General features: G+C 40.5%; 11 protein-coding genes. 8 read left to right on the forward strand and 3 right to left on the reverse strand.

The window, feature by feature from the left end; genetic code table 11:
- Positions 1-59: 59 nt before the first annotated feature.
- From AABI99_RS02355 to fliD, 4 genes are all read left to right on the forward strand, one after another.
- Complete coding sequence (locus AABI99_RS02355) at positions 60-1,565, forward strand: flagellin (protein WP_338363072.1); 1,506 nt, start codon at positions 60-62, stop codon at positions 1,563-1,565.
- 308 nt (positions 1,566-1,873) lie between these two features.
- Entirely contained in the window at positions 1,874-3,355 is a 1,482-nt protein-coding gene (locus tag AABI99_RS02360; protein ID WP_338363073.1) for a flagellin, read from the forward strand.
- 167 nt (positions 3,356-3,522) lie between these two features.
- Positions 3,523-3,957, forward strand: coding sequence for a flagellar protein FlaG (locus AABI99_RS02365; RefSeq protein WP_338363074.1), 435 nt, complete (start codon positions 3,523-3,525; stop codon positions 3,955-3,957).
- 56 nt (positions 3,958-4,013) lie between these two features.
- Positions 4,014-5,420 carry a flagellar filament capping protein FliD gene (gene fliD, locus AABI99_RS02370; protein WP_338363075.1) on the forward strand — a complete coding sequence of 469 codons (1,407 nt, stop codon included), beginning with the start codon at positions 4,014-4,016 and terminating at the stop codon, positions 5,418-5,420.
- A 104-nt stretch (positions 5,421-5,524) separates the two neighbouring features.
- Here fliD and AABI99_RS02375 read toward each other — a convergent pair whose 3' ends face one another.
- Together AABI99_RS02375 and fliS are read right to left on the reverse strand one after the other, a co-directional pair.
- Entirely contained in the window at positions 5,525-5,821 is a 297-nt protein-coding gene (locus AABI99_RS02375) for a hypothetical protein (RefSeq protein WP_338363076.1), read from the reverse strand.
- 4 nt (positions 5,822-5,825) lie between these two features.
- A complete protein-coding gene (gene fliS / locus AABI99_RS02380; protein ID WP_055015914.1) occupies positions 5,826-6,227 on the reverse strand; it encodes a flagellar export chaperone FliS in 402 nt (133 codons plus the stop codon).
- Positions 6,228-6,584: 357 nt separating this feature from the next.
- Here fliS and AABI99_RS02385 point away from each other — a divergent pair, with 357 nt between their 5' ends.
- The gene (locus AABI99_RS02385) at positions 6,585-8,021 is read left to right on the forward strand and encodes a sigma-54 dependent transcriptional regulator (RefSeq protein ID WP_338363077.1); all 1,437 of its coding nucleotides are present in this window, start codon (positions 6,585-6,587) and stop codon (positions 8,019-8,021) included.
- A 293-nt stretch (positions 8,022-8,314) separates the two neighbouring features.
- Here the strand turns inward: AABI99_RS02385 and AABI99_RS02390 are convergent, their stop codons facing one another.
- On the reverse strand, positions 8,315-8,905 hold the full coding sequence (locus AABI99_RS02390) for a DNA-3-methyladenine glycosylase I (protein WP_338363078.1): 591 nt from the start codon (positions 8,903-8,905) through the stop codon (positions 8,315-8,317).
- Positions 8,906-9,037: 132 nt separating this feature from the next.
- Between AABI99_RS02390 and AABI99_RS02395 the strand changes: the two genes are divergently transcribed.
- From AABI99_RS02395 to fliE, 3 genes are all read left to right on the forward strand, one after another.
- Entirely contained in the window at positions 9,038-10,150 is a 1,113-nt protein-coding gene (locus AABI99_RS02395; protein WP_338363079.1) for an ATP-binding protein, read from the forward strand.
- Positions 10,147-11,571: a sigma-54 dependent transcriptional regulator gene (locus tag AABI99_RS02400; protein ID WP_338363080.1), complete on the forward strand. Its 1,425-nt coding sequence runs from the start codon at positions 10,147-10,149 to the stop codon at positions 11,569-11,571. The genes AABI99_RS02395 and AABI99_RS02400 overlap by 4 nt, the downstream gene beginning before the upstream one ends.
- A gap of 174 nt (positions 11,572-11,745) precedes the next feature.
- Entirely contained in the window at positions 11,746-12,078 is a 333-nt protein-coding gene (gene fliE / locus AABI99_RS02405; protein ID WP_338363081.1) for a flagellar hook-basal body complex protein FliE, read from the forward strand.
- Positions 12,079-12,098: the final 20 nt, after the last annotated feature.

The raw sequence follows: 12,098 nt of genomic DNA on the forward strand, positions 1-12,098 counted from the left end.
TAGTGGTTCCTGTTAAAACGTGTTGAACCACACTCTGTTTAAACCTAGGAGATGGTCAAATGGCATTAACAGTAAATACTAATGTGTCGTCATTGAACGCACAACGAAACTTAACAAAATCTGGCGAAGGCCTAGCAACGTCAATGGAGCGTTTGTCATCAGGTATGCGTATTAATAGCGCAAAAGATGATGCGGCTGGTTTACAAATTTCAAACCGTTTAACCTCACAAATAAATGGTTTGTCAGTAGCTCAACGTAATGCCAATGACGGCATTTCAATGGCGCAAACCGCTGAAGGTGCAATGAGTGAGTCGACCAATATACTTCAGCGAATGCGTGAACTTGCGCTGCAAGCGGCTAATGGTTCAAACTCAGCAGAAGATAGAGAAGCACTGCAAAAAGAAGTATCAGCACTTCAGGTTGAGCTAACCCGTATTGCAGAAACCACCTCATTCGGTGGTCAGCAGTTACTAGACGGTAGTTACGGTAGTAAAGCTTTCCAAGTAGGCGCTAATGCTAACGAAACAATTAATGTATCACTCTCAAGCGTTGCTGCTGAAAAAATTGGCTCAAACCAATTAAATTTACAAGGTATTGCAAATACAGGCTTTGGTACTGCTGCTGCGGCTGGCGCTACTGCACCTGCAAACTCAGTCGCTGCGGGTACATATACGATTTCAGGTCGTGATGACTCAGTTATTAATATTGAAGCAGGCACCACAGCAAAAGATGCCGCAGCTAAAATTAACCAAATGACGGGGACTACCGGCGTTACTGCTCAAGCGCGTACTGAAGCGGTTCTTGATATTGGTGGTGCAGCTACCGTTGCCGATGAAATAGTAAGCTTTGAGCTGAATGGCGAAAAAGTATCGTTTGTGGCCACTGCTAATGTAGACAGTGATGAGCAAGCAATGGCTGAAGCGATAAATGCGCGTACAGATGAACATGGTGTTACAGCTGTAATTGAAAATGGCGTGCTAACTATCTCTAACAATCAGGGTGAAGACGTCGTAATCGAAGATTTTGAAACGACTGATGCTACAGGTACGCCGGTTGCTGCTACTTTAGCTGTTACCGCGGCTTCATATGATGGTAACCCAGATACCGCAGTAACACTTACCAGTGGTACTGCCACAGACTCAACACGAGTAATGGGAAGTATTCAGCTTAATTCTGCTGAGGTGTTTACTGCTACTGCAGATGATACATCTTTAGCTGCGACTACCAATGAGACCACCAGTAAGCTAGAAAATGCAGCTGATATTGATGTGACTACTCAAAAAGGCTCTCAAGATGCGCTTTCAATCATTGATAATGCCATTGCCAATATTGATGAGCAGCGTGCGGGATTAGGTGCGGTACAAAACCGCTTTAGCTTTACAATTAATAACCTTGCAAACATTGAAGAAAATGTAACCGCATCGCGTAGCCGTATTCAAGACACCGATTTTGCAACGGAAACAGCAGAGATGACTAAAAACCAAATACTACAGCAGGCAGGTACATCAATCCTTTCGCAGGCAAACCAAGTACCACAGGCTGCGATTAGCTTGTTAGGTGGTTAGTAATAAACGCTATTAATAAAACTGATAAAAAAGCACATCTTGATAGGTGTGCTTTTTTGTTTTTTGTCCATAAATAGCACGCAGTACGTGAATTAAAAACTTTTTAGGGAGAAGTGAATTTATTATTTCCTTTAAAATTAGTTGTTTATATTTATTTTATTAATAACTTTAAAAATAAATCAAAATAACGCTAAAGATAAATTTTCTCCTGCCGTTAACTTAACCAGTACAGAGCTTGAACATACAATTGTGACAGCTCTTGGTTAAATCTAAACAGTCACATTACGAAAGTAATCAGGAGTTTTATTATGATTTCAGTAAATACAAATGTATCTTCATTAAACGCTCAGCGTAACCTTTCTACTTCAGGCTCTGACCTTGCAACGTCAATGGAGCGTTTATCATCAGGTATGCGTATCAACAGCGCAAAAGATGATGCGGCAGGTCTACAAATTTCAAACCGTTTAACATCACAAGTAAATGGTTTAGCAGTAGCACAACGTAACGCTAACGACGGTATCTCAATGGCGCAAACCGCTGAAGGTGCAATGAGCGAGTCTACAAGCATTTTACAACGTATGCGTGAGCTAGCACTGCAATCAGCTAACGGCTCAAACTCAACAGAAGACCGTGAAGCACTACAAAAAGAAGTGTCTGCACTTCAAGTTGAATTAACACGTATCGCAGAAACAACATCATTCGGTGGTCAGCAATTATTAGATGGTAGCTTTGGTTCTAAGTCTTTCCAAGTTGGATCTAACTCTAATGAAACCATTAATGTTTCTCTTTCTAGTGTAGCAGCTAACAAAATTGGCTCTAACCAGCAGAACCTTCAAGCTGCCACTGCTGGTGGTTTTGGTACTTCAGTTGCAGGTACTGCCAATACTATAGCTGGTGGTAATTTCACTATTGATGGGCGCGGAGCATCAGTGGATGTTGCGATTGAAGCGAACGCAAGTGCAGCTGATTTTGTAAAGGCTGTAAATAGCTATAGTGATTCTACAGGTGTCTCAGCTCAAGCAAGAACAGAAGCTCAAATTAGCATTGGTACATCTGGAACTTTAGATGCTAATGTTAGTTTTAAATTAAATGGTGCTGATATCCAAGACGCTGATGACGTCCCTACTGTTTCGTTCGTATCAACAGGAACTGACGCAGGTGATTTAGAAGCTATGGCTGAAGCTATCAATGCTAAAACTGATGAGCACGGGGTGACTGCTAGCATTACGGATGGTGAACTGTTTGTATCAAATAATACTGGAGAAGATATTGTTATTTCTGACTTTTCTTCTTCTTCATTAGTTGCAGATGTTGCTGGCGTTTCTTATGATGGTACTGTTGACGGTACCACCGTAGATACCTCTGGTGATATTACTATAGCGGGCTCGGTTCAACTCAACTCTGCAGAAGTTTTTACTACAACGTCTGCAGATACGACTATGGCAGCGGCAACAACAGAGACTGTAAGTACTATCGAAACTGTTGATAGTGTTGATATTACTACACAAAAAAATTCTCAAGATGCTTTAGCTATTATTGATAATGCGATTGCGAATATTGACTCACAGCGTGCAAGTTTAGGTGCGGTTCAAAACCGTTTTGACCACACTATTAGTAACCTTGCGAACATAGAAGAAAACGTATCGGCATCACGTAGCCGTATTCAAGATACAGACTTTGCAACTGAAACAGCAGAGATGACGAAAAACCAAATCTTGCAACAAGCAGGTACGTCAATCTTATCTCAAGCAAATCAGTTACCACAAACAGCACTTAGCTTATTAGGTTAACAAGTAAAACGTTATAGCTTAATGAATAGCTAGCTAGTACATAAAGTCAGTATTAGTTTTAAAAAACAAGGAGGTGGCTTTAGCTACCTCCTTTTGTGGTTTAAGGGTATAAATTAAGCTATTGTTAGTCTAATAATTATACAGGTTCGGCAGCTCTAGGAGGCGTTATGAACACCATTACTTCAAACGCAGAAGTTACGATAGCATCAACATCTTTAACTGGTGAAGATAAACAAGTAGGGCAGAGTGGCTCAGTATTGACTCAGCGCGCTGTTGATGACGTAAATAAAACGGATGAACAAAGCCCACAAAACCAGTTAAATAATCAATATGCACAACAAGGAATTGAGACTAATAGTTCGCAAAACCAACAGCTTGCACGTGAGCAGCTTGAAAAAGTGGCGCAGCAATTGCAGGAGTTTATGGGTGAGATGAACCGTACTCTGCAATTTCAAGTTGATGAAGACTCTGGGCGCGATGTAATTAAGATACTTGATAAAACAAGTGGTGATGTAATTAAGCAATACCCTTCGGAAGAAGTATTAAGTTTAGTGTCTAAACTATCTGAATCTGCAGGTATTTTAATCGACCAAACGGTGTAGCCGCCGTACTGTTGATATATTATTAGTTAAGTTTTTTGGGTTTAAAGAGGTGAAGTATGTCTATTTCGTTTAATGGTTTAGGCTCTGGTTTAGCGGTATCAGATATAGTTGATGCATTAGTTAATGCTGAGCAGGCTCCAGCTGAGGCTCGTTTAAACACTCAAGAAAGTACACTAACTACTGATATTTCTGCTGTAGGTGCTTTAAAGTCTGCGCTACAGCAAGTGCAAACAGCAATGGAAGCGCTAGGTGACGCTGATAACTATCAAAAACGTAGTACATCAGGAAGTGATACTTTCGTGCAGTTAAGTGCTGATGAAGACGCACAGCCAGGTGGTTACTCTGTAGAGGTTAATAACCTTGCTACAGAGCATAAAATACTATCAGAAGCATTTGACGCTGACGCTGCCGTGGGTGAAGGTACTATGACATTCAGCTCCGGCGAGAATAGTTTTGATATTGAAGTATCAGATACCGCTACTTTAAGTGAAATAAGAGATGCAATTAACGACAGCAGCGATAACGACAGCATAAACGCAACAATAATAACGGATGATACCGGTCAGCATTTAGTGCTAGCAGCTAAAAATAGCGGACTTGAGAACGAGATTAAAGTCGAGGTAACCGATACTGATGGTAATAACACCGACACTAATGGATTGTCTCGTTTAGCCTTTGATTCTGCTGGTGTTCAAAACGCCTCTGAAATTATTGCTGCAACCGATGCATCCATTACTATCGATGGCTCCCTCACAGTTAGTAGTTCTTCAAATACCTTTACCGATGTAATAGATGGCATAACAATTACGGCAAAAAAAGCACACGCTGAAGATGATGATGTAAGCAATATTACAATTACAGAGAATAATAGTAACATTGAAGCTGGTTTAGCTAGTTTTATTGAAAGCTATAATGAACTTCTGGAGCTGAGTAACAACTTAGGCGCTTCAAGTGAAGATGGGGCGGGTGTAATGGCCGGTGATTCGTTACTACGCGGTGTAATGTCTAAATTACGAGAACAGATTACCGACTCTGTAGATTTGGGCAATGGCAACTCATTATCACTTTCACAGTTAGGTGTTGAAGCCGATCGTTATGGAGTATTGACGCTCAATACCGAGACTTTAAATGAAAAAATTGATGAAGATGTCGACTTAGTGCAGCAGTTTTTTGTAGGCAGTGACGATGACGAGGGCGGCTTTGCCCAATCGTTTGATGAGTTAATGAGTTTTTATACTGACGCTGACGGCATTATCCAAAACCGTATCGACAGTAAAACAAATCAATTAGAAGATATTGATGAACAGCGCGAAAGCCTGACAAGTAAAATGGAATCGTTATCTTCTCGATTATATGCTCAATACAACGCCATGGATTTATTGGTAGCGAGCCTCAATTCGACAAGTAGTTATGTACAGGCACAGCTTGAAAATATGCCTGGTGTGGTGAGTAATAATTCTTAATTTTAGATATTGATTATGAACATAAAAAAACCGTTTAAAAACGGTTTTTTTATGTCTAAATATTGCCTTTAACATGCTTAGTAAATTAAAGCTGCTAGAGGTAGCTAAACCGATTTATAAGCCGAAATTGCTTTACCTGTTTTTTTTTGCTTAATGATGGCTTTAGATGATTCATTTTTTACAGCATTTGCTTGTTTGCTAATGTTGTTGATATTGGCTTGCACAACCATAAGTTGCTTGGCGGTAGGCGGGTTCTGACTTTCGCACCAACGCTTGAGCTCACTATTTAAAGTATCCATAATAGGGGGAGCTTCATCAGCGTTATTGCTTTGCACTAATAATTCGATTTTGCTGAGCAATTGATTAATATGCTCAGCTTTGCTTGTTTCCTCTAAAGCCATTAGCTTATACCGCAGGATTACGTTGATCGACAGGAATGCTATCCCACCCTTCTTTAATTTCTTTAATAATGCCAGCTACTTCAGAAATAATCTCAATGTCATTATCAACATTTGCTTGCACAAGGCGCCTTTGGCAGTAGTCATAAAGCGCTAATAAATTATTTGAAATACTCGGATCTTGTTCCACTTCTAAATTAAGCGCGTCTTGTAATGCACCTAAGAGTAAAATACAGGCAGAGATGTTTTCGCCTTTTTTTTCTATTTCTTTGCGCTCAATAAACCCTTTAGTAGCGGCCAAGCGGCCAATTATGTTACTAAAAATAAGGTTAATTTGCTCATAGGGCGCCATTTCTGCGATGTTGCTGGCGCGCACTTGAGAATATTTTTTTAATGAAACATGAGCCATGGAAAATCCTAAATAAATATGTGAAATCGACTGTAAGTAACAAAAGCAATATTAATGCCAAGCATATTGCATTTATTTAGTTATCGGCATTGTTGCTTTCAACTTAAGTTAATTATAGTTTATATTTTTGACTAAAGTAATTTTATGCACTAAGTAAAAAACAATGCATCGCATTAGCTTTAAGTATTAAACAACAAATCAATACTTAAGTTTTAACTATTAAGTATTATTGTTTTTATCGTACTGTCTGTTTTTTGGCGTTTATGTCAAAAAACCGCCGCTATTACTTGCATCCATTCAGATCTCGCTTACAATTTAGCTAATATAATAAATTAGTGAAATTATGGCTCGCTAACTATGATCTTGATTTTAGATAATAATAATAACCGTGCAATAGGATTGAATGCATCGCTTACCTTTATTGGGGAAGCTGTGCAGTTGCTTGATGAAAATGGCTTTGAAGAAGTATGTAGTAAGTATCAACAGCAAGAATGCATTGTTATTTTAGGCGCATTACAAAGCTTAGATCATGAAGGCTTAATTAAACGCTACCCAACCCTGCCTTTTTTACTCATTGGTGAAACACTCAAGCCATTATTAAGTATTGCAAATGTTGTAGGTTTAATTTGTGAGCCGTTTAATCACGAAGTAACCACACAGTTATTACACGACTGCCAACAGTACCAAAGAATGCTTCCTGGTAGTCACAAGCACACAAAACCACATAAAACATTTGATGGTTTAGTAGGCGAAACTGATGCAGTTAAAAACGTACGTTTTTTAATAGAGCAAGTGGCTAAAACCGATGCAAACGTGCTTATTTTAGGTGAGTCGGGTACAGGTAAAGAGGTGGTTGCGCGTAATGTACATTTATTGTCTAAACGCAATACGGGGCCATTTGTACCAGTAAACTGTGGTGCTATTCCAGGCGAACTTCTTGAAAGTGAGTTATTCGGCCATGAAAAAGGGGCGTTTACCGGCGCTATTTCTGCACGTAAAGGGCGGTTTGAATTAGCGCAAGGCGGTACGCTGTTTTTAGATGAAATTGGTGACATGCCACTGCAAATGCAAGTTAAGCTACTTCGCGTATTACAAGAGCGCAGCTACGAGCGTGTAGGTGGCACTAAAGCGATTCAAGCAGATGTACGAGTGATTGCAGCTACTCACCGTAACCTTGAGGAAATGATTGAAAAGGGCAGTTTTAGGGAAGATTTATATTACCGTTTAAACGTGTTTCCTATTGAAAACCCGTCACTTAATGAGCGGGCAGACGACATACCTTTATTACTTAAAGAGTTAATGCGCCGTGTGAATGAGCAAAGTGGTACGTCGGCTAAATTTACAGAGCGCGCGGTAGAGAGCCTAAAAGAACATGCCTGGCCGGGCAATATACGTGAGCTTGCAAATTTAGTAGAACGCATGGTGATTATGTTCCCTGAAAAAGTAGTGGATGTGCCCGATTTACCTAATAAATACCGTTATATCGAGGTAGACGCATACGAACCAGAATACCCTGAAGAGCTACTTGAAAAAGACGCGTTTAACGATATTTTTAGTACGGGCTTTAGCGATTATGATAATGAACCAGAGCCTGAATTTAGCCAACCGGGAGTGGGCTTATTACCTGAAGAGGGCATAGAGCTTAAAGAGTATTTAGCCGAGCTTGAAATAAGCTTAATTACCCAAGCATTGGAGCGTTTTGATTATGTTGTTGCGCGCGCCGCAGAAATACTAGGTGTAAGGCGTACAACGCTTGTTGAAAAAATGAAAAAGTACAATCTATCGCGAGATTAGCAGTATGCAAATGCTGATAGGCTTTTCGTTATTTATTATTCATTTTTGAGAAATTAATTTACGGGCTTTGCCCGTCACTCAAGCAAGCTTGGCGTCTACAAGATAAAAGCAAACTTAAACTTTGACGGTAGACGCGAAGCTTGCTCGCGTAAAAAGCGCAGCTTTTAATTACTTAGACCCAAAAAAACGAGGTTAAATGAGAAACCACAGTTAGCTTACACGTTACTGCTCTAAAGCGAAGCGTCTCTTATCCTCTTTGTGAACAGATCACTTTTATGGTAATAAATCACTTATCAACCAAAAGCCTTTATAATTTCTTCTTTTCTAAAACAATCATTACTATGATCGTTTACCATGCCACAGGCCTGCATATGTGCGTACACCGTTGTAGGCCCTAAAAACTTGAAGCCTCGCTTTTTTAAATCTTTTGCAAATGCTTTTGACTCTTCGGTCATTGCAGGAGCGTCTTCATCACTATTTACATTATTAATAATTGGTTTATTGTCCACAAATTGCCATTGGTAATGACTAAAGCTGCCAAACTCTTTTTGAATCTCAATAAACCGTTGAGCATTATTAATCGTGGCAGCAATTTTTAAGCGGTTACGCACTATGCTCTCATCTTGCATTAGTCGTTCTATGTCCTCGACTGTAAACTTAGCCACTTTTTGCACATCAAAGTTAGCAAATGCCTTTTTATACCCAGCACGCTTTTTTAAAATAGTGTACCAACTGAGTCCCGCTTGTGCCGATTCTAGCGTGATAAATTCAAATAATAGTGTGTCGTCATAAAGGGGCACCCCCCATTCTTCATCATGGTATTTCACATAATCAGGCTTTGTGGTGTCAAGCCATGCACAACGGCATTTATTTTGCTCACTCATTGCTATTCCTTTTTTTGTGCGTCATTTTTTTGTTACGCGCTATTGTAAGCTAACTAAATGAAAAATATATAAAATAATTTTGGTATAAATTGTGCATTTAGACCTGTATCTACATCATTAAGAGATTTGATTATGGCCCTTGCGAGTGTACTTAAACCACAGTTTATTACTGCAAAACAGTATAACCCATGTTTACTTCAAGAAGAGTACATTGGTGAATTAAGTGATTTAAGACAGCAAGCAAGTTGGCTGTCGCACTTAGTTGATACCATGCCAGCGGGCGTTGTTGTGCTTGATGGCAAAGGCCTTATTGCAAAAGCTAATCAAATCGCCATTGATATGCTAGGCGAGCCGCTAGAAGGGGAGAAGTGGTTTAACATTATTCAACGCTCTTTTCGCCCTCACCAAGATGATGGACATGAAGTGTCGCTTAAAGATGGTCGACTTATAAAACTTGATATTACAGCACTGGCGCCAGAGCCAGGGCAATTAATATTAATGACAGATTTAACCGAAACGCGCCGTTTACAAAAGCGCGTAGCCCATATGCAACGCCTAAGCGCACTTGGAAAAATGGTGGCATCGCTTGCGCATCAAGTGCGCACGCCACTTTCGGCCGCTATGTTATATGCCGCAAACTTAGGCTCAAAAAAACTGCCTGAGTCATCGCGTGATAACTTTCAAGCTAAGCTTATGTCGCGTTTAAAAGATTTAGAAACCCAAGTTAACGATATGCTGCTTTTTGCTAAAAGTGGCGAGCAGCAAGTGGTTGAGCAAGTGTCTATGCAGCAGCTTTTAAACGAGGTAAAGCTAGGTGCCGATGCAATGGTGGCCTTAAACAACAGTGAGCTTGCCGTTGAGCTACCAGAGCCAGACATAGAAATCACCGGTAATAAAACTGCGCTGGCCAGTGCTATTCAAAACCTTATTCACAATAGTATTCAAATTATTGGCAGCCAAGCAAGGGTGACTTTAAAAGCGCAGCGCGATAGCAGCGAACCTGACACCGTACGTATTAGCGTTTGCGATAACGGCCCAGGGGTAGAGCTGAGCCAAATAGAGAAAATTTTTGAACCGTTTTATACCACCAAAAGCCAAGGTACAGGGCTTGGGCTTGCTGTTGTAAGTTCTGTGGCAAATGCGCATCAAGGACGTGTTGAAGTGGTTAATAATGCCAATGGTGGTGCATGTTTTAGTTTATTGCTGCCTATATGCACGGCCCCAACGCAGGAGAAAACAGCATGAGCAATACAATACTGGTAGTTGAAGATGATGCAGGCCTAAGAGAAGCACTCATAGACACATTGGAAATGTCGGGTATTGCCTGTGTTGCAGCTGATAGTGCTGAGCAAGCTATGATCCAATTAAAGAAATCTGAGTTTTCATTAGTGGTCAGCGATGTGCAGATGGGCGCCATGAGTGGCCTAGATTTACTCAGAAGCATTAAACTTAACTACCCAGAGCTGCCCGTATTAATGATGACAGCCTACGCAACCATTGATGATGCCGTAGAGGCTATGCGCTTAGGTGCTATTGATTATATGGCTAAGCCTTTTGCCCCTGAAGTACTTTTAAATATGGTTAGTCGCTATTTGCCCGAAAAACCAAAAGATACTGATGGCCCAATTGTAGCCGACCCAAGTAGTATTCAGTTGCTAGAGCTTGCAAGTAAAGTGGCGCGCTCAGATGCAAGTGTTATGGTGCTAGGGCCTAGTGGTTCTGGTAAAGAAGTATTAGCGCGATACATACACGATAAATCAAACCGATGCGATGCCCCTTTTGTAGCAATAAACTGTGCGGCTATTCCCGAGAACATGCTTGAAGCCACTTTGTTTGGCTATGAAAAAGGCGCATTTACTGGTGCAATACAGGCATGCCCAGGTAAATTTGAACAAGCCCAAGGCGGCACCATCTTACTTGATGAAATAACCGAAATGGACTTAGGGTTACAAGCTAAATTATTACGGGTACTGCAAGAGCGTGAAGTCGAGCGCCTAGGTGGTAGAAAAACAATTTCACTTGATGTAAGAGTGCTCGCAACCAGTAACCGCGACTTAAAAGAAGCCGTTACAGATAACCAATTTAGAGAAGACTTATATTATCGCTTAAATGTATTTCCTTTAATGTGGCGACCGCTGAGTGAGCGCCCTGGGGATATAATTGTATTAGCAAAGCACCTTATTGAACGCCATTTAATTAAAAGCAAAGAGCCGCTAGCTACGCTCGATAGTGCCGCTGAGCAAAAATTACTAAGCCACGCATGGCCTGGTAATGTACGCGAGCTGGATAATGTAATTCAACGTGCGCTCATATTGCGAACGGGCAATGTAATTGACGAGCAAGCAATTTTTATTGAAAACTTAATGCAAGCGCCAGCCAATAGTACACCTGCTCAGGTTATAGCGCCTGAAGAGTCCAGTACAACTAGTGACGCGTACTACGACGATAAAACAACAGCCGTAGAGGCGGGTCATGCATTACCTAGTGCTGATACCGGCAGTTATAAAGATGAGCTTAAAGACAAAGAGCATAAAATAATATTAGATACCCTCGCACGATGCCAAGGCAAACGTAAAGATGTTGCGCAAACGCTTGGGATCAGTCCGCGCACTTTACGTTATAAACTAGCGCAAATGCGTGATTTAGGTATTTCACTCCCTGCATAAAGTTAACCCTTTTCTATCAACAACTCAAAAACTGACCTTGCTCAGTTTTTGGGTTGTCAAATCTCTGACTCTCGAATAATTAAGTTAACCTTATGTAATTAAAGGTTTATTTTTATGGCACGCTTTGTGCTTTATTCCTCTTATGAACGTTAACTGCATTTGCCAGAGAAAATTATGAAAATTCAAAACAGCGCGTTATTCCAAGAAATGCAATCAATGGCTTTAGAAGCGGGCCATACAAATCAAATTAATAACTTACCCACTCAAGCTCAGCCAACTTCTACAGCTCAATTTGGTGATTTGTTAAGTGATGCATTAAATACAGTAAATGGTTTACAACAAGACGCCAAGCAAAAAGTCGTGGCTGTTGAAATGGGTGACAGAAGTGTATCGCTTGCTGAGGCAATGATTGCATCACAAAAATCGTCAGTGGCATTTGAGGCTACAGTACAAGTAAGAAATAAACTTGTTGAGTCATACAAAGAAATTATGAACATGCCTGTTTAACTAGGTAGTGGAGAATTATT

Source organism: uncultured Pseudoalteromonas sp., assembly GCF_963922945.1.
In the GTDB taxonomy this organism is placed as follows: Bacteria; Pseudomonadota; Gammaproteobacteria; order Enterobacterales; family Alteromonadaceae; genus Pseudoalteromonas.

Excerpts from the sequence above, each read along its gene's own strand:
- AABI99_RS02355 (WP_338363072.1), top strand. The coding sequence starts at position 60 with ATGGCATTAACAGTAAATACTAATGTGTCGTCATTGAACGCACAACGA.
- AABI99_RS02360 (WP_338363073.1), top strand. The coding sequence starts at position 1,874 with ATGATTTCAGTAAATACAAATGTATCTTCATTAAACGCTCAGCGTAAC.
- AABI99_RS02365 (WP_338363074.1), top strand. The coding sequence starts at position 3,523 with ATGAACACCATTACTTCAAACGCAGAAGTTACGATAGCATCAACATCT.
- fliD (WP_338363075.1), top strand. The coding sequence starts at position 4,014 with ATGTCTATTTCGTTTAATGGTTTAGGCTCTGGTTTAGCGGTATCAGAT.
- AABI99_RS02375 (WP_338363076.1), bottom strand. The coding sequence starts at position 5,821 with ATGGCTTTAGAGGAAACAAGCAAAGCTGAGCATATTAATCAATTGCTC.
- fliS (WP_055015914.1), bottom strand. The coding sequence starts at position 6,227 with ATGGCTCATGTTTCATTAAAAAAATATTCTCAAGTGCGCGCCAGCAAC.
- AABI99_RS02385 (WP_338363077.1), top strand. The coding sequence starts at position 6,585 with ATGATCTTGATTTTAGATAATAATAATAACCGTGCAATAGGATTGAAT.
- AABI99_RS02390 (WP_338363078.1), bottom strand. The coding sequence starts at position 8,905 with ATGAGTGAGCAAAATAAATGCCGTTGTGCATGGCTTGACACCACAAAG.
- AABI99_RS02395 (WP_338363079.1), top strand. The coding sequence starts at position 9,038 with ATGGCCCTTGCGAGTGTACTTAAACCACAGTTTATTACTGCAAAACAG.
- AABI99_RS02400 (WP_338363080.1), top strand. The coding sequence starts at position 10,147 with ATGAGCAATACAATACTGGTAGTTGAAGATGATGCAGGCCTAAGAGAA.
- fliE (WP_338363081.1), top strand. The coding sequence starts at position 11,746 with ATGAAAATTCAAAACAGCGCGTTATTCCAAGAAATGCAATCAATGGCT.